Genomic DNA, 18046 nt, shown 5'->3' on the forward strand with positions numbered 1-18046 from the left:
CCCGCGCCAGCACAACGAGACCCGATTATGTTCGCCACCATTTCCATTCGCGCCAAGATCATCAGTGTCGTGGCGTTCCTGCTGGTCGCGATGACCGGCATGGGCCTGCTCGCCGTCACGAAGATGCGGTCGATGAACGCCAACACCACCGACATCACCACGAGCTGGCTGCCCAGCGTCCGGGTGCTCGGCGAACTCCGCGCCAGCGTCATCACCTACCGCAACGTGGTCCGCCAGCACATGCTGTCCGAGACCCTCGAGGAGAAGCTCGCCAACGAAAAGACGGCCGGCACCGTCATCGAGGCGCTCGCGAAGTCCCGCAAGGCCTACGAGCCGATGATCACCTCGCCCGAGGAGCGCCGGCTGTACAACGAATGGGCCAAGCTCTGGGACGATTACAAGAAGGGCACCGAAGACGTCATGGCGCTGTCGCGCAAGGAGGCCGGCAAGGTCCCGCATGACGCCCAGGAGCTGAACACCAAGACGGTCAACAAGATCGGCCTTGCGTCGGATGAGGTCCTGATGAAGGACATCGATCTCAACACCAAGGGCGGCGACCAGGCTGCCCAGGATGCCGCCGACAGCTATTTCTATGCCTTCATGCTGGTCTCGATCATCCTCGGCGCCGCCGTGATCATCGGCATCGGCGTCAGCTTCTACCTGGTCCAGGACGTCTCCGCCGGCATCAACTCGATCGTCCAGCCGATGCAGGCGCTCGGCAAGGGCGACCTCTCCGCCGAAGTCCCGCATCGCGGCGAGAAGACCGAGATCGGCGCCATGGCTGATGTGCTCCAGATCTTCAAGGAAGCCTTGATCGCCAAGAAAGCCGCCGATGAGGCCGCCGCCGCCGATGCCGAAGCCAAGATCGAGCGCGGCCGCCGCGTCGACGGCATCACCCGCGATTTCGAAACGATGATCGGCGAGATCGTCCAGACCGTGTCGTCGGCCTCGACCCAGCTCGAAGCCTCCGCCTCGACGCTGACCTCGACTGCCGACCGCTCCCAGCGGATGGCGACCACGGTCGCCGCGGCCTCGGAGGAAGCCTCGACCAACGTGCAGTCGGTGGCCTCGGCCACCGAGGAGATGGCTTCGTCGGTCGGCGAGATCAGCCGCCAGGTGCAGGAATCAGCGCGGATGGCGGGCGACGCCGTCGGCCAGGCTCGTGCCACCACCGAGCGCGTCAGCGAGCTGTCCAAGGCGGCTTCCCGCATCGGCGACGTCGTCGAGCTGATCAACACCATCGCGGGCCAGACCAACCTCTTGGCGCTGAATGCCACCATCGAGGCGGCGCGTGCCGGTGAAGCCGGCCGCGGCTTCGCGGTGGTCGCCTCCGAGGTGAAGGCGCTCGCCGAGCAGACCGCCAAGGCGACCGGCGAAATCGGCCAGCAGATCTCCGGCATCCAGGCGGCGACCAACGACTCGGTCGGCGCCATCAAGGAGATCTCCTCGACCATCGAGCGTCTCTCCGAAATCTCCTCGGCGATTGCGGCTGCGGTGGAAGAGCAGGGCGCAGCGACCCAGGAGATCGCCCGCAACGTGCAGCAGGCGGCGCAGGGCACCCAGCAGGTCTCCTCCAACATCACCGACGTGCAGCGCGGCGCGACCGAGACCGGTACGGCCTCCTCGCAGGTGCTGTCGGCAGCGCAGATGCTGTCCAACGACTCGAGCCGCCTCAAGACCGAGGTCAGCAAGTTCCTGACCAACGTTCGCGCGGCCTAAGCCGGGAAACGATCGCAGTTCTGAAAGCGGCGCCTGCGGGCGCCGCTTTTTTACGTGGGGGTGAGCCGCTTTCGTAATCTTCCGGCCGCAGGCTGCATATCTGGAATGCGATTTCGCAGTGCGATAGCAGGGAAGTGACCGCACGGGGCGGTGCTGTCGTTGGCCATTTCCGCGGTGTTCGGGTAAATCAGCCTCAGGAACCCGTGGGGCGTGTTCCCTGTCCCCGATTTGGAATTGCCTGACCAATGATTGCTCTGGTCCGTATTGCCCTGAGCCGACCCTACACGTTTGTCGTGCTCGCGCTTCTGCTCCTGATCATCGGGCCGCTCGCGGCCCTGCGGACGCCGACCGACATCTTCCCGGACATCCGCATCCCCGTGATCGGGGTGGTCTGGCAGTACACCGGCCTGCCGCCGGACCAGATGTCCGGCCGCATCACCACGCCGTTCCAGCGCGCGCTGACGACGACCGTCAACGACATCGAGCACATTACCGCCAACTCCTATAACGGCTTTGGCATCATCAAGATCTTCTTCCAGCCGAACGTCGACATCCGCACCGCCAACGCGCAGGTCACCGCGATCTCGCAGACGCTGCTGAAGCAGATGCCGCCGGGCGCAACGCCGCCCCTGATCCTGAACTACTCCGCCTCGACCGTTCCGATCATCCAGGTGGCGCTGTCGGGCGATGGCCTGACCGAGCAGAACCTCGCCGATATCGGCATTAATAACCTGCGCACCCCGCTGGTCACCGTGCCCGGCGCGGCGATCCCGTATCCGTTCGGCGGCAAGCAGCGCCAAATCCAGATCGACCTCGATCCGACCGCGCTCCAGGCGCGCGGCCTGTCGGGCCAGGACGTCGCCAACGCGCTCGCAGCCCAAAACCTGATCACGCCGGTCGGCACCCAGAAGATCGGCCAGTTCGAATACAACATCCAGCTCAACAACTCGCCGCTGAAGATCGACGAGCTCGGCAATCTGCCGATCAGGACCGTCAATGGCGCGATGGTCTATGTGCGCGACGTCGCGACCGTGCGTGACGGCAATCCGCCGCAGACCAACATCGTCCATGTCGATGGCAACCGCTCGGTGCTGATGATGGTGCTGAAGGCGGGCGCGACCTCGACGCTCGATATCATCGCCGGCATCAAGCAGAAGGTGATCGACGTCAAGGACCAGCTGCCGGACGCGCTGAAGATCGGCTTCATCGGCGACCAGTCGGTGTTCGTCCGCGGCGCGATTCAAGGCGTCGCGTTCGAAGGCGTGATCGCGGCGTTGCTGACCAGCGTCATGATCCTGCTGTTCCTCGGCAGCTGGCGCTCCACGGTCATCATCGCGGTCTCGATCCCGCTCTCGGTGCTCGGCGCCATCATCATGCTGTCGGCGATCGGTGAGACGCTCAACATCATGACGCTCGGCGGCCTTGCGCTCGCGGTCGGCATCCTCGTCGACGACGCCACCGTGACCATCGAGAACATCAACTACCATCTGGAGCAGGGCAAGCCGGTCGAGCAGTCGATCCTCGACGGCGCCAACCAAATCGTGACACCGGCCTTCGTCTCGTTGCTGTGTATCTGCATCGTGTTCGTGCCGATGTTCTTCCTCTCCGGCGTCGCCCGCTTCCTGTTCGTGCCCATGGCCGAAGCCGTGATGTTCGCGATGATCTGGTCGTTCATCCTGTCGCGCACGCTGGTGCCGACCATGGCGAACTATCTGCTGCAGGCACACGTCCATCACGAGGGCGGCCCGCCGAAGTCGCGCAATCCGCTGGTCTGGTTCCAGCGCGGTTTCGAGGCCCGGTTCGAGCGCATTCGCGGCGGCTACCATGACTTCCTCGGGCTCGCGCTGGCGCACCGCGCGGTGTTCGTGATCGGCTTCCTCTGCGTGGTCGGCGCGTCCTTCGCGCTGGTGCCGTTCCTGGGACGCAACTTCTTCCCGGCGGTCGATGCCGGCAATATCCTGATGCATGTCCGTACCCAGGTCGGCACCCGCGTGGAGGAGACGGCCAACCAGCTCGCAGACGTCCAGAAGGCGATCCGCAAGCTGATCCCCGGCGAAATCGAGACGCTGACCGACAACATCGGCATGCCGATCTCCGGCATCAACATGACCTACAACAACACGGGCGTGATCGGCCCGCAGGACGGCGACATCCAGATCAAGCTGAAAGAGGGCCACAAGCCGACGGAAGAGCACGTGCGCGTGCTGCGCGAGCAGCTGCCGCGCCTGTTCCCCGGCGTCAGCTTCGCATTCCTGCCGGCCGACATCGTCAGCCAGATCCTGAACTTCGGCGCGCCGGCGCCGATCGACCTGCAAATCCGTGGTGCCAATATCGGCGCCAACTTTGCCTACGCCAACAATTTGCTGGCGAGGGTTCGCAAGATCCCGGGCGTTGCCGATGCGCGCATCCAGCAGTCGCCGAATAACCCCACCTTCAACATCGACGTCGACCGTACCCGCGCGCAATATGTCGGCCTGACCGAGCGCGACGTCACCAACAGTCTCGTCGTCAACCTCGCCGGCTCCTCGCAGGTCGCGCCGACCTACTATCTCAATCCGGACAACGGCGTTTCCTACTCCATCGTGATGCAGACGCCGCAATACCAGATCGACTCGCTCAGCGCGCTGCAGACGCTGCCGATCACGGCAACGGGCGCCTCGCAGTCGCCGATCCTCGGCGGCATCGCCGACATCAAGCGCGCGACCTCGAGTGCGGTTGTGTCGCAATACGACATCCAGAACCTCGTCCAGATCTTTGCCACGACCTCGGGCCGCGATCTCGGTGCGGTCGCCGCCGACATCCGTCAGGTGATCGCCGACACCGCCAAGGACGTGCCGAAGGGCTCCTCCGTGGTGCTGCTCGGCCAGGTGCAGACGATGAACAGCGCCTTCACCGGCCTTCTGTTCGGCCTGCTCGGTGCCGTCGTGCTGATCTACTTCTTGATCGTCGTGAACTTCCAGTCCTGGTCCGACCCGTTCGTGATCATCACCGCGCTGCCGGCCGCGCTTGCCGGCATCGTCTGGATGCTGTTCGCGACCGAGACGACGCTGTCGGTGCCGGCGCTGACCGGCGCGATCATGTGCATGGGCGTTGCCACCGCCAACAGCGTGCTCGTGATCTCCTTCGCCCGTGAGCGCTACGAGGAACTCGGTGACCCCATCGCCGCTGCACTCGAGGCCGGCTTCGTCCGGTTCCGCCCGGTGCTGATGACCGCGCTCGCTATGATCATCGGCATGGCACCGATGGCCCTGGGGCTCGGGGAGGGCGGCGAGCAGAATGCGCCGCTTGGCCGCGCCGTGATCGGCGGCCTGATCTTTGCAACTTTCGCCACGCTGATGTTTGTTCCCGTGGTGTTCAGTATGGTACACAAGAAACAAGGCGCCAAAGCCGCCGCCCCATTGGAGACTCCGCATGTCGCCCACTGAACCCCGCTCCCCGGTGTCGCACCGGAAACTGGGCATCTTCGGCGTGGTGGCGCTGATTGCGGCAGGCCTCGTCGTCGGCACCGGCATTCGTGCCCGCGAGGAGCAGGGCTCCAAGCTGAAGGAATGGACCGACGATCAGGCCGTTCCCAGCGTTGCGGTGACCCTGCCGAACGCAAAATCCCTCAACGGCACCATCGACCTGCCGGGTCGGCTCGAAGCCTATTACCGCGCGCCGATCTTCGCACGCGTCTCCGGCTATCTGAAGAGCTGGAGCGTCGACATGGGCGCGCGCGTCAAGGCGGGGCAGGTGATCGCCGAGATCGAGGCGCCCGACCTCGACCAGCAACTGCTTCAGGCCCGCGCCGACCTCGCCAGCCAGCAGGCCAGTGCCAGGCTCTCGGAAGCAACGCTCAACCGGCGCAAGACGCTGGTCGCCTCCAACTTCGTCTCCGCGCAGGAGATCGACGAGCGCACCGCCGATCTCTCCAACAAGAACGCGGCCGTCCACTCAGGCCAGGCAAATGTCGAGCGGCTTGAAGCGCTGGCCGGCTACAAGAAGATCACGGTGCCGTTCGATGGCGTGGTCACGGCGCGCGATACCGACGTCGGCGCGTTGATCAATGCCGGCGGCGGCTCCGGCCCGGCGATGTTCGTGGTCTCCGACATCACCAAGCTGCGCGTTTACGTCAACGTTCCCCAGAACTACGTGCCTGCGATCAAGATCGGCGCCAAGGCCACCATGGTCATGCCGGAATACCCGAACCGGACATTCCAGGCGACGGTCGAGGCGTCTTCGCAGGCCGTAGACGTCGCCTCAGGAACCACCCGCATGCAGCTTCGGCTCGACAATTCCAACGGCGAGTTGATGCCCGGCGGCTATGCCAGCGTGAAGCTCAACCTTCAGCGCGACACCGCGCCGCTGAGCATTCCCGCCAGCGCCCTGATCTTCAACGGCAGCGGTCTGCGTGTTGCGACCGTCGGTCCCGACGACAAGGTGCAGTTCAAGACCGTGACCATCGCACGCGATCTCGGCAAGGAGATTGAACTCGCCTCGGGCATCGCCCCCGACGACCGCGTCATCACTGCCCCGCCGGATGGTATTTCCGACGGCGACCAGGTTCGCGTCGCCGGCGGTGCCAAGGGCAAGCCGGCGACGGCGTCGGAGAAGCAGGCGCCGAAGGGCTAGGTTGATCTCGTAGGGTGGGCAAAGCGAAGCGTGCCCACCGTCTTCATGTGATTGGAAGAAGAATGGTGGGCACGGCGCAAGAGCGCCTTTGCCCACCCTACGAAAGCTACGCCACCCGCCACTCCGGCACGTCATCCGCGGCCATCGCGATCTCGCCGAGCGAACCCACCGGCGTGCGATCCATGTTGAGCAGATGCGCCAGCGTCGCCGCGTCGCTCGCCGGAATGCGCGCGAGTGTGCGCCGCTCGTCCGCCGTCCGCAGCATCACCACGCCGTGCTCGACATCGCCGCCGCGGCCATAGAGCACCGTAAAGCTCTCGACCTTGCCCCTGCCTGAGACCTCCGTGGCGAACTCGGGCACCGCGCGCTTGTTGCGGTCGGCCTCGCCTTGCACACTGGTCTCCTGCGCCAGCGCCTCACGCGGCGTCTTCGACACCACCAACGCGTGGTGCTTGGTGACGAAGCCGCCCTGGCCGTAGAGCAGCCCGAGCTTGGCGCCATCACGCACACGCCGCACCATCGCGCAGGCCGCATGCGTCATGTAGGTGTTGAGCGGCGCACCGAAGAAGGTGAGGCCACCGGTCACGGTCGGCTGCACGTCGGCCCCGAGGCCCAGCGTCCGCCGCGCCATCTTGGGCACGCACGGGAAGCAGCTGTAGAGCTCGATCGCGTCGAAGCCGTCGCCGCCGGCGAGATCCATCGCCGCCTTCAGCACCGCATTCTGCGGATGGCTTTCATGGAACTGATCGCGCAGGAGGTAATCGCGCGGCTCTTCGGCCGAGGCGCCACCGAGCGGATAGACCAGCTTGTCCTCGGCGATGCCGGCCGCGCGCGCCTTGGCGAGGCTGGTGAGCAGCAGCGCGCCGCCCATGTTGACGCTGGGGTTGGCGACCATGAGCTTGTTGTAGGGCCAGGCGATCAGCCGGTTGTCCGCCGTCGGCGTCGTGATCTCGTCCGGCGCATAGCGCCGCTTCAGCCAGGCGTTGGGATTTTCGGCGGCGGCCTCGGAGTAGCGCGACCACAGCGTGCCGGACTCTGCCATGGCTTCGCGCGGCGTCTGGCCCCAATGGGCGGAGGAGGCGGACTCATAGAATGGATAAACCGTGACGGGACGGAACACGCCGAGCTTCACCGCCAGCGGCTTCTGGAAAGCCGCCCCACGCTTGGGCTCCTCGACGTCGTGGGCGAACGGCGTCCAGGGTAGCTTGACCCCGGCGCGCTCCGCCTTGGTCGCGGTCGACTGCGCCTCCGCGCCGCAGACAGCCGCCACCGTGCATTCGCCGCGCGCAATGCGTTTTGCCGCCTCGTGGATGTAGCGGATCGGGCTCTCGCCGCCGACGGGGCCGTAATAGCAATGCGCCGGCGCAATGCCGAGCCGCTGCGCCAAAAGCTGTTCCGGATCGCGATAGCGCCAGCTCAGGAAGTTGACGACGTCGAGCGACTGCACCTCGCCAAGCAGTTTTGCGCCGGCGTCCTGCTCGGCCCGCCGTAGCGCCTGTTCGAGCAGATCCAACGGCTCGAGGCCGTCGGTGATCTCCCTGGGTCGGTCGACGATCTCGCCGATGCCGACGATGACGGGGATGAGGTCTTCCGGGATAGAGGTCTTGGTCATTTCTTCTTGGTTCACTTTCTGGGTCTTCGGCACGCCGTCGCCCTTCGAGGGCCGCTGAAGAAGCGGCCACCTCAGGGTGACGGCTACGGATGAAGCGTCATCCTGAGGTGCGAGCCGAGCGACGCTTGCGGCGCTTGGCGAGCCTCGAAGGATGAGCCACGGACTCTATTCCGGCCACAGGCAATTACTCCGCCACCAGCGCATTCATGTGCTCGACGGCCTCGGCAAATTCTTCCTTGAACTCCTGCACCACCGCGCCCGCCGACTTCACGCTGTCGATCAGGCCGACGCCCTGGCCGACGAAATAGCTGACGAGGTCGCGCGCCTTGGCATTGCCGCTCGCCGCCGAGCGATCGATCGCGTTGAAGGCGTCGCGGCTGATGACGCTTTGCAGCGGCATCGGCAGCGCGCCGGGGCTTTCCGGCGCGCGGTCCCAGGCATCGGTCCAGACCGAGCGGAGCTGGCGTGCCGGCTTGCCGGTGCGCCCCTTCGAACGGATCGCGTCGCGCGAGGACGCCGCGATCATCTTCTCGCGGAAGATCTCCGTGGTCTCGGCCTCCACGGTGGCCAGCCACACCGAACCGGTCCAGGCGCCGGCCGCGCCCATCGCCATGCAGGCGGCCATTTGCCGTCCCGTCATGATGCCGCCGGCCGCGAGCACCGGCACGTCGCGGATGCTCTTGATCGCCTTGATCACCTCCGGCACCAGCACCAGGGTGGAGACCTCGCCGCAATGGCCGCCGGCCTCCGTGCCCTGCACCACGAGAATGTCGACGCCGGCGGCGACCTGGCGCAGGGCATGTTCCTTGGCGCCGACGAGGGCGGCAACCGGCACGCCATGCTTCCTGCCCATCTCGATCATCGCCTTCGGCGGCACGCCCAGCGCGTTGGCGATCAATCGGATCGGATGGTTGAAGGAGACCTCGAGCAGCTGAAGTGCCGTCTTCGCGTCGAACGGTTGCGGCTGGTTGTCGGCCACATCACTTGTCGTCAGCTCGATATCGTACTTCTTCAAGAGGTCGCGGGTGTAGGCGCGGTGCTCCTGCGGCACGCGCGCCTCCAGGCTCTTCCAGGTGACGTCCTTCTCGCCTGCGGTCGAGATGTTCTCGGGGATCAGCACGTCGATGCCGTAGGGCTTGCCGTCGACATGCTCGTCGATCCATTTCAGCTCGCGCTCGAGCGTGTCGGGCGTGTGCACGGTGGCACCCAATACGCCAAAGCCGCCGGCACGGCTGACGGCGGCAACGACGTCGCGGCAATGGCTGAAGGCGAGCAGCGGGAACTCGATGCCCAGCATGTCGCAGATCGGCGATTTCATGGCTCTCTCCCGGCAGCCGTCGCGTTGCTGTTGTTGCTTTGCTTGAGCGAAGGCGCTTCGAAGCTAGCTCATCGTCGTCAACGATGCCAATCCGGATTTGGCCGCGCATCTTGCGTGCAGACGCCACGCGGCGGATGAGCTATTCCGCTGCACAAAATAAACAGACCGGAGCCCGCCGATTTGCCTCTTGCGCTTTTGTGGGTCTGTGAGAATGCTGGCGCAAACAAAGAGAAAACAGCGAGGGAGCGCCAACCGATGTCGCAAGCGCAAGCGAGTCCGGCCCGAACCGTGAAGGCCCAAGCCTTGAAAGCTTACGACGTGGTCGTCGTCGGCGCGGGCTTTGCCGGCATGTACATGTTGCACCGCCTGCGCGGTCTTGGCTTCTCGGCGCGCGTCTACGAGCAGGGTGGTGGCGTCGGCGGCACCTGGTACTGGAATCGCTATCCCGGCGCGCGCTGCGATGTCGAGAGCATGCAGTACTCCTACTCGTTCTCGGAAGAGCTTCAGCAGGAGTGGGATTGGAGCGAGCGCTATGCGCCGCAGCCGGAGATTTTGAAATACGCCAACCACGTTGCCGATCGTTTTGATCTTCGCCGCGACATCCAGTTCGACACCCGCGTCGAGCGCGCGGCGTTCGACGCGCACGCGAAGTGCTGGTCGGTGACGACGTCCGACGGCGAGACGGTTGAGGCGCAGTTCATCGTGCTTGCGACCGGCTGCCTCTCGAACGCGCGCAAGCCCGACATCAAGGGTCTCGAAAGTTTCAAGGGACCTGTCTACCACACCGGCAACTGGCCGCATGAGCCGGTCGATTTCACCGGTCAGCGCGTCGGCCTCATCGGCACCGGTTCATCGGGTATCCAGTCGGCCCCCATCATTGCCGAGCAGGCGAGACATCTCACCGTGTTTCAGCGCACGGCGAATTTTTCGATTCCCGCGCGCAACGCCGCGCTGACCGACGAAGAGCGCAACAACGTCCGCAAGACCTATCCGGAGATCCGCCGCTTCGCCCGCGAAATCGCACGCAACGGTATTTTCGCCGAGCAACCCGATCGCGGCGCACTCGACGACAGCGATGAGACCAGGAATGGCAAATATTCGGCGCGCTGGGAGCGCGGCGGGCTCACCTTCATGTATGTCTACAACAATCTCGGCCTCGAGCGATCCGCGAACGACACCGCGGCGAACTTCGTGCGCGGCAAGATCGCCGAGATCGTGAAGGACCCCGAAACCGCGAAGCTGCTGCAGCCGAACAGCCATCCGATCGGAACCAAGCGCATCTGCATCGATACGGATTATTTCGCGACCTTCAACCGACCGAACGTCTCGCTGGTCGATATCAAGACCAATCCGATCGAGGAGATCACCGCGAATGCCGTGCGCGTCGCAGGCAAGGACCACGAGGTCGACGCGCTGGTGATGGCGACCGGGTTCGATGCCATGACCGGCTCGGTCGCGAAGATCGACATCAGTGGCCCGGGCGGACGGACGCTGAACGAGAAGTGGGCGGAAGGCCCGAAGACCTATCTCGGGCTGATGAGCGCGGGCTTTCCGAACCTCTTCATCATCACCGGCCCCGGCAGCCCGTCGGTGCTCTCGAACATGATCGTCTCGATCGAGCAGCATGTCGACTGGATCGCCGATTGCCTCGTCCACATGCGCAGGCAGGGTGTTGCCACCATGGAGGCAGGCGGGGAGGCCGAGGACAAGTGGGTCGCCCATGTCAACGAGGTCGCCCACGGCACGCTCTATCCGCAGGCCAATTCCTGGTACATGGGGGCCAACATTCCCGGCAAGCCGCGCATCTTCATGCCCTATATCGGTGGCGTCGGCGTCTACCGCCGGATCTGCGACGAGGTCGCGGCGAAGGGCTATGAGGGGTTTTTGCTGGGGCGGGCCGAGCAGGGGCTGACGGCGGCCGCATCCTGAACCTGGCTCTTTCCGATCGTCATTCCGGGGCGTCGCGGGGCGGCGGGCCCGGAACGACGGCGGGGAAGTGGCCTGCCATGACGAAACGTAGAGTTGCCCCGCCCGGCAATGCATTTCTGCGCCCTTGCCATCGGCCATTCGCGGGCTAATTAATGCAGGCGCATCTTTCCGCCGGAGCCCCCGCATGACCGACGCCCCCGCCTACGTGCCGCCCAAAGTCTGGACCTGGAACAAGGAGAACGGCGGGCAGTTCGCCAGCATCAACCGCCCCATTGCCGGCGCGACCCACGACAAGGAGCTGCCGGTCGGCAAGCATCCCTTCCAGCTCTATTCGCTGGCGACGCCGAATGGCGTGAAGGTCACGGTGATGCTGGAGGAACTGCTGGCGCTCGGCCACAAGGGCGCCGAATACGATGCCTGGCTGATCAGGATCGGCAATGGCGACCAGTTCGGCAGCGGCTTTGTCGACATCAACCCGAACTCGAAAATTCCCGCGCTGGTGGACCGCTCCGGTCCCGAGCCTGTCAGGGTGTTCGAATCCGGCTCGATCCTGGTCTACCTCGCCGAGAAATTTGGCGCCTTCCTGCCAAAGGACATCAAGTCCCGCACCGAAGCGATGTCCTGGCTGTTCTGGCAGATGGGCAGCGCGCCCTATCTCGGCGGCGGCTTTGGTCACTTCTACGCCTACGCGCCGACCAAGATCGAATACGCCATCGACCGCTTTGCGATGGAGGTCAAGCGCCAGCTCGACGTGCTCGACCGGCGCCTCGCCGACAACGAGTACCTCGCGGGCAATGAGTACACCATCGCCGACATCGCGGTGTGGCCCTGGTACGGCGCGCTCGCCAAGGGGCTGGTCTATGGCGCCGGCGAATTCCTGTCGGTGCAGGACTACAAGCACGTGCAGCGCTGGACCGATCAGATCGCCAAGCGTCCGGCCGTCAAGCGCGGCCGCATGGTCAACCGCGTCTCCGGCGATCCTGCCAGCCAGCTCCACGAGCGGCACGACGCCGGCGATTTCGACACCAAGACCCAGGACAAGATCGGCGAGCCGGCCGCGACGTAAACGGTGCTCGCTTCACCTCTCCCCGCTTGCGGGGAGAGGTCGAATTCGATCGAAGATCGAATTCGGGTGAGGGGGACTCTCCGCGAGTCCAACTCACACTGTTTTCTCGGAAGCAGCCCCTCACCCCAGCCCTCTCCCCGTAAGAACGGGGCGAGGGAGCGCGATGGCGCGGCCTACTTCCCCTTCGCCCCTTCCGCCGCCGGAAACACCACTCGATCATCCGTGCGGCAGTAGCGATCGGCGAACATGCGGCCGATCGGGTGATAGCGGTCCATGTGCACCCGCATCGCCTTGTCGTCCCACAGTTCGTCGCGGATATGGAAGTGGATGCCTTCGCCCATGATCAGCCGGCGATCGTCGTTGACGTCGATCATCTTCCAGAGCTTGCACTCCATCGCCCAGGGCGTGTCGGCGAGCCGCGGCACGGCGATCTTCGCCGACGGTGCGAGCTTCAGCCCGAGATAGTCAGGCTCGCCCACTTCAGGGGGAAAGTCGCCGCTGCTCTCGTGCATGGCCTTCGCCAGCGGCTCGTCGGCGAGGTTGACCACGAACTCGCCAGTGCGCTGGATGTTGAGGAACGTGTCCTTGTCCTGGCCGTTGGGCTTGCGGTTCGCCGCGAACATGCACAGCGGCGGATCTTCGCAGAAGGCGTTGAAGAAGCTGAACGGCGCGGCGTTGACGACGCCGGTCGGCCCGACCGAGGTCACCCACGCGATCGGCCGTGGCAGGATGAAGGACGTCAGCACCTTGTAGCGCTCGCGTGGCGTCAGGTCGCTGGCGGCGTATTCCATGGTGGCTCCGTGAGTTGTCGCCCCGCTCATGTCCGCCGAAGCTTTAGCGAAGGCGGATGCGGGGAGAGGTCGAATTCGACCGCAGATCGAATTCGGGTGAGGGGGTACAGGTCCCTCGATGATCTCACGTGTAGAGAGAGGCCCCTCACCCCAACCCTCTCCCCGTAAGAACGGGGAGAGGGGGAGGAGAGACTTTTACGCCATGCTCAGCTCGTGGCGTCCCACCACCATCCAGTGCACCTCGTCCGGACCATCGGCGAAGCGCAGATGGCGGACGTCCTGATACATCTCGGCAAGCGGGGTCCAGTGCGAGATGCCGGTGGCGCCGTGCATCTGGATCGACTGGTCGATGATCTTGCAGGCGCGCTCCGGCACCATGGCCTTGACCATGGAGACCCAGACGCGGGCCTCCTTGTTGCCGAGCACGTCCATCGCCTTGGCGGCCTTCAGCACCATCAGCCGCATCGCCTCGATCTCGCAGCGCGCCTGCGCGATGATCTGCATGTTGCCGCCGAGATGGGCGATCTTCTTGCCGAACGCCTCGCGGGTGAGGCCACGCTGCACCATCAAATCAAGCGCCTTCTCGGCCTTGCCGATGGTGCGCATGCAGTGATGGATGCGGCCCGGGCCGAGGCGGAGCTGCGAGATCTCGAAGCCGCGGCCTTCGCCGAGCAGCATGTTCTCCTTGGGCACACGGACGTTGTTGAAGCGCATGTGCATGTGGCCGCGCGGGGCGTGGTCCTGGCCGAACACGTACATGGGCCCGAGCACCTCGACGCCGGGCGTATCGCGCGGCACCAGGATCTGCGACTGCTGCTTGCTGGGCGCCGCATCCGGATTGGTCTTCACCATCACGATGAGGATCTTGCAGCGCGGATCGCCGACGCCGGAGATGTAGTATTTCTCGCCGTTGATGACCCATTCGTCGCCGACGAGCTTTGCGGTCGTGGAAATGTTCTTGGCGTCGGAGGAGGCGACGTTCGGCTCGGTCATGACATAGGCTGAGCGGATCTCGCCGTTCATCAGCGGCTTCAGCCACTTCTCCTTCTGCTCCTTGCTGCCGACGCGCTCCAGCACTTCCATGTTGCCGGTGTCCGGCGCCGAGCAGTTCATCGTCTCGGAGGCCAGCGGGCTCTTGCCGAGCTCGGAGGCGATATAGGCGTAGTCGAGATTCTTCAGGCCCTGACCGGTCTCGTCGTCGGGCAGGAAGAAATTCCAGAGGCCTTCCTTCTTGGCCTTGTTCTTGGCGACCTCGAGCACCTCGAGCTGCTTCGGCGTAAAGCTCCAGCGATCCTGCTTGCCTTCGCCGGCCTTGGCGAATTCGATCGACATCGGCTCGACGGTGTCGCGGATGAATTTCCTGACGTGATCGTAGAGCGGCCGGACCTGGTCCGACATGCGGAGATCGTTGAGCTCATCGCCGGGATTGAGAGTGTAGTTGGTGGTGCGGGGTATGTAGGCGTGCTTTGTCATTGTTCCTCCCGGGGTCACTGAGATCGCGTTGGGCCGCAGAATAGTCGCAGCGCGGCCAAAGCGCGAGCGCGCATTTTTCAGGCGACCCATGCCATGCGATGGAATATCGCGAGAGCGTTTGAAATGTTGTTTGAACGGGGTGAGGAGGCAGGTGCGGGCCGCACTCACTGTTGTCATCGCCCGGCTTGACCGGACGATCCAGTACTCCGTGACGTCAGCGATTTACGGAGAAGCCGCGGCGTACTGAATTCCCCGCTCCAGTGCGCGATTGCGCACAAGGCGGGGAATGACACCGTCCTGGAGCAATCAGTTCGGCAGCCGATGCATCGCGCAGATCTTGTTGCCGTCTAGGTCGCGCAAATAAGCGATGTAGAGCTTGTTCCCTGCGCCCTCGCGGATGCCGGGTGGATTCTCGATCGGCGTTCCGCCGGCGGCGACACCGGTGGCGTGCCACTTGTCGACCTGCTCAGGCGAGTTGGCGGCAAAGCCGATGGTGCTGCCATTCGCACACGTGGCGGCCTCGCCGTTGATCGGCTTCGTCACCGAGAACACGCCGGTCTTGGTGATGTAGAAGATGCGATGGCCGTCGACCCTGGCCGGGCGCACCTCGAGCGTGCCGAGCAGCTGGTCGTAGAACGCCTTGGCCTTGTCCAGGTCGTTGGTGCCGATCATGATGTGTGAGAACATTTGCCCATTCCCCTCAGAGTTTGTAGCCCGGATGGAGCGCAGCGAAATCCGGGTCTTGCTTGCTTTTGAAAATCCCGGATTACGCTTCGCTCCATCCGGGCTACGAGATTCAAAACGCCGTATAGCCGCCGTCGATCACGAACGTATCCGCGGTGTGATACGACGACGCCTTGCTCATCAGATACACCGCGATGCCGCCGAAATCGCTGGCCTCGCCGAAGCGCCGCATCGGAATGCGCGGCATCACATTGGCGACGAACTTCTCGTTGGCCATGATGCCCGCGGTCATGTCGCTCTTGATCCAGCCGGGCAGGATCGCGTTCGCGGTGACGCCGTGACGCGCCAGCTCGACGCCGAGCGCGCGCACCAGCGCGTTGATCGCGGCCTTGGTCGCGGCATAATGCTCATTGCGCGCGGTGCCGAAGATCGAGGCGAGGCTCGACGTCGCGACCAGCCGGCCGAAGGGATCGCCGGCATTGGCGCGCTCGGTCATGTGTTTTGCGGCGGCCTGGAACGCGTGGAACACGCCGTCCAGATTGGTCGCGAACATCGTGCGCCATTCCTCCTCGGTGCGCTCGATGAAGGAGCGCCGGCCGCCGCCGCCGATGCCGGCATTGGCAAAGCAGCCGTCGACCCGGCCGAAAATGTCGAGCGTCGCCTTCATCGCGGCATTGACCGAGGCCGGATCGGTTACGTCGCAGACGCGGGTGTCGACCTTGCCGGAGAGGCCCGTCATGCTCGCGGCAGCAGCCTTGTTCTTGTCAGGATTGCGGCCCCAGATTGAGACGTTGCAGCCCTGGCCGGCGAGCGCCTGCGCGATGCCGAGCCCGATACCGCCATTGCCGCCGGTGATCACGGCGACGCGGCCGCTGAGGTCGAAAAGGTTCATGGCGCGTTTCCTGTTTTTGGCACGGGCGCGCGCCAGCCTGTGCGCGCAAGATTGTGCGATACGACGACAAGGTATGTTCGGACCACCATGGACAAGGCCGCGACAAAAATCAAATATGCGCCCCGGCAAAACTAATTCCGGTCTGCGAAACATCGCTAGTACCAACTGACGAGGAAACCATGCAGTTCAAACACGTCACGCTCGATTTCGATGGCTCGGTCGCGATCCTCCGGCTCGACCATCAGGAGGTGATGAACGCGGTCTCCATGGACATGCTGGGTGGCCTCTCCGATGCCCTCGACGCGATCGAGGAGAAGAAGGGCGAGGTGCGCTGCGTGGTGCTGACCGGCGCGGGGCGGGCGTTCTGCACCGGTGCGAATCTGCAAGGGCGCAACAATCAGTCGAAGAAGACAAAGGCCGGCCTGACGCTCGAGACCGGCTTTCATCCCTTCCTGCGCCGCATCCGCAATCTGCATTGCCCGATCGTCACTGCCGTCAACGGCCCGGCCGCCGGTGCCGGCATGAGCTTCGCGCTGCTCGGCGACATGATTTTGTGTGCGCGGTCCTCTTACTTTCTTCAAGCCTTCCGCCGCATCGGCCTTGTGCCGGATTGCGGCTCGACCTGGCTGCTGCCGCGCCTGATCGGCCGGGCGCGCTCGGTCGAATTGTCGCTAATGGGCGAGCGCCTGCCGGCCGAGAAGGCGCTGGAATGGGGCCTCGTCAACCGCGTCTATGACGACGGCGTGCTGATGGAGGAGGCGATGAAGCTCGCGCGCGATCTCGCCAGCGGCCCGACGGTCGCGCTGTCGCTGATCCGCAAGCTCTACTGGGACAGCCCCGAAAATTCGTTCGAGGATCAGCTCAATCTCGAATTCCAGTGCCAGCTGCGTGCCGGCGACACGGACGATTTCCGTGAAGGCGTTGGCGCGTTCCTGGAGAAGCGCCCGGCGCAGTTCAAAGGCAAATGATCGAGGCCGAGCTCTCCCGCAGCGTCGCGCGCTGGTGCGAAGGGGCGACCGGCGTCACCGGCGCAGCAAAACTGTCCGGCGGCGCCAGCCAGGAAACCTGGCGCTTCGACATCGAGCATCCCGATGGGCCGATCGGTGCGATCCTGCGCCGCTCGCCGAAGGGCTATGGCGCCGCGCCGACGCGCGCGGCGGGTCTTGCGGCTGAGGCGCAGCTGATGCAGCTCGCTTTCGAGGCCGGCGTGCCGTCGCCGCGCGTCATGCATGTGCTGACGCCGGACGAAGATCTCGGCACCGGCTTCATCATGCAGCGGGTCGAGGGCGAGACCATCGCCCGCAAGATTCTTCGCGATGATGAGTACGCGGCGGCGCGGCCGCGTCTCGCGCGGCAGATCGGTGGCGTGCTCGCCGGCCTGCACAAACTGCCGCAGGACAAGCTGCCCGAACTGCGCAGCCGGTCCGCGACCCAGGAGATCGGCGAGTTCGAGCGCGACTATCGCAGCCTGAACTGGCCAAAGCCCGTGTTCGAGCTGGCGCTGCGCTGGCTGCGCGACCATGATCCCGGCCCCTCGGCCGAGACCACGCTGGTGCACGGCGATTTCCGCAACGGCAATCTCATCATCGGCGCCGACGGCGTCCGCGCCGTGCTCGACTGGGAGCTCGCCCATCTCGGCGATCCCATGGAGGATCTCGGCTGGGTCTGCGTCAACTCCTGGCGTTTTGGTGAGATCGACAAGCCGGTCGGCGGCTTTGGCACACGCGAGGAATTGTTCGCCGGCTATGAGGCCGCGGGCCGCGAATGCGATCCTGCGCGCGTCAAATTCTGGGAAGTGATGGGCACGCTGCGCTGGGGCATCATGTGCGGCGGCATGATGCAGCGGTTTCGCGAGGGGCCGGACCATTCGATGGAACGCGCCATGATCGGCCGCCGCGCCAGCGAGACCGAGATCGATCTGTTGCGGCTGCTGGCGCCGCGCGGGAGCTGA

The 18046-nt window shown here is 64.9% G+C and carries 13 protein-coding genes; 7 read left to right on the forward strand and 6 right to left on the reverse strand.

The annotated features are described in order from the left end of the window. Nucleotides 1–27 precede the first annotated feature (27 nt). From ABIA90_RS26415 to ABIA90_RS26425, 3 genes are all read left to right on the forward strand, one after another. Nucleotides 28–1719, forward strand: coding sequence for a methyl-accepting chemotaxis protein (locus tag ABIA90_RS26415; protein WP_354119586.1), 1692 nt, complete (start codon nt 28–30; stop codon nt 1717–1719). 245 nt (nt 1720–1964) lie between these two features. Continuing rightward, a complete protein-coding gene (locus ABIA90_RS26420) occupies nt 1965–5144 on the forward strand; it encodes an efflux RND transporter permease subunit (RefSeq protein WP_354119585.1) in 3180 nt (1059 codons plus the stop codon). After that, nucleotides 5131–6330 carry an efflux RND transporter periplasmic adaptor subunit gene (locus ABIA90_RS26425; protein ID WP_354119584.1) on the forward strand — a complete coding sequence of 400 codons (1200 nt, stop codon included), beginning with the start codon at nt 5131–5133 and terminating at the stop codon, nt 6328–6330. The genes ABIA90_RS26420 and ABIA90_RS26425 overlap by 14 nt, the downstream gene beginning before the upstream one ends. A 106-nt stretch (nt 6331–6436) precedes the next feature. On the opposite strand, the gene ABIA90_RS26430 is transcribed toward ABIA90_RS26425, so the two are convergent. Both ABIA90_RS26430 and ABIA90_RS26435 read right to left on the reverse strand, forming a co-directional pair. After that, nucleotides 6437–7942 (reverse strand): acetyl-CoA acetyltransferase, encoded by a 1506-nt coding sequence (locus tag ABIA90_RS26430; protein WP_354119583.1) that lies wholly within the window; start codon nt 7940–7942, stop codon nt 6437–6439. A gap of 184 nt (nt 7943–8126) precedes the next feature. Then, on the reverse strand, nt 8127–9260 hold the full coding sequence (locus tag ABIA90_RS26435) for a nitronate monooxygenase (RefSeq protein WP_354119582.1): 1134 nt from the start codon (nt 9258–9260) through the stop codon (nt 8127–8129). A gap of 255 nt (nt 9261–9515) precedes the next feature. Here ABIA90_RS26435 and ABIA90_RS26440 point away from each other — a divergent pair, with 255 nt between their 5' ends. Together ABIA90_RS26440 and yghU are read left to right on the forward strand one after the other, a co-directional pair. Then, entirely contained in the window at nt 9516–11189 is a 1674-nt protein-coding gene (locus tag ABIA90_RS26440) for a flavin-containing monooxygenase (protein ID WP_354119581.1), read from the forward strand. Nucleotides 11190–11373: 184 nt separating this feature from the next. Continuing rightward, nucleotides 11374–12255: a glutathione-dependent disulfide-bond oxidoreductase gene (gene yghU / locus ABIA90_RS26445; protein ID WP_354119580.1), complete on the forward strand. Its 882-nt coding sequence runs from the start codon at nt 11374–11376 to the stop codon at nt 12253–12255. A gap of 173 nt (nt 12256–12428) precedes the next feature. Here the strand turns inward: yghU and ABIA90_RS26450 are convergent, their stop codons facing one another. From ABIA90_RS26450 to ABIA90_RS26465, 4 genes are all read right to left on the reverse strand, one after another. Next, nucleotides 12429–13046, reverse strand: a complete 618-nt coding sequence (locus tag ABIA90_RS26450) for a flavin reductase family protein (protein ID WP_028146895.1) — start codon at nt 13044–13046, stop codon at nt 12429–12431. Between the two features lie 195 nt (nt 13047–13241). Beyond that, on the reverse strand, nt 13242–14519 hold the full coding sequence (locus ABIA90_RS26455; RefSeq protein ID WP_354119579.1) for an acyl-CoA dehydrogenase family protein: 1278 nt from the start codon (nt 14517–14519) through the stop codon (nt 13242–13244). Nucleotides 14520–14825: 306 nt separating this feature from the next. After that, nucleotides 14826–15206, reverse strand: a complete 381-nt coding sequence (locus ABIA90_RS26460; RefSeq protein WP_028146897.1) for a VOC family protein — start codon at nt 15204–15206, stop codon at nt 14826–14828. Between the two features lie 109 nt (nt 15207–15315). Next, nucleotides 15316–16095, reverse strand: a complete 780-nt coding sequence (locus tag ABIA90_RS26465; RefSeq protein ID WP_028157159.1) for an SDR family NAD(P)-dependent oxidoreductase — start codon at nt 16093–16095, stop codon at nt 15316–15318. A 179-nt stretch (nt 16096–16274) separates the two neighbouring features. Here ABIA90_RS26465 and ABIA90_RS26470 point away from each other — a divergent pair, with 179 nt between their 5' ends. Together ABIA90_RS26470 and ABIA90_RS26475 are read left to right on the forward strand one after the other, a co-directional pair. Further along, nucleotides 16275–17063 (forward strand): enoyl-CoA hydratase/isomerase, encoded by a 789-nt coding sequence (locus ABIA90_RS26470; RefSeq protein WP_028146899.1) that lies wholly within the window; start codon nt 16275–16277, stop codon nt 17061–17063. Further along, the gene (locus ABIA90_RS26475) at nt 17060–18046 is read left to right on the forward strand and encodes a phosphotransferase family protein (protein ID WP_354119578.1); all 987 of its coding nucleotides are present in this window, start codon (nt 17060–17062) and stop codon (nt 18044–18046) included. The genes ABIA90_RS26470 and ABIA90_RS26475 overlap by 4 nt, the downstream gene beginning before the upstream one ends.

The sequence above is a fragment of the Bradyrhizobium sp. LA6.8 genome (genome assembly GCF_040547935.1).
Classification (GTDB): domain Bacteria; phylum Pseudomonadota; class Alphaproteobacteria; order Rhizobiales; family Xanthobacteraceae; genus Bradyrhizobium; species Bradyrhizobium barranii.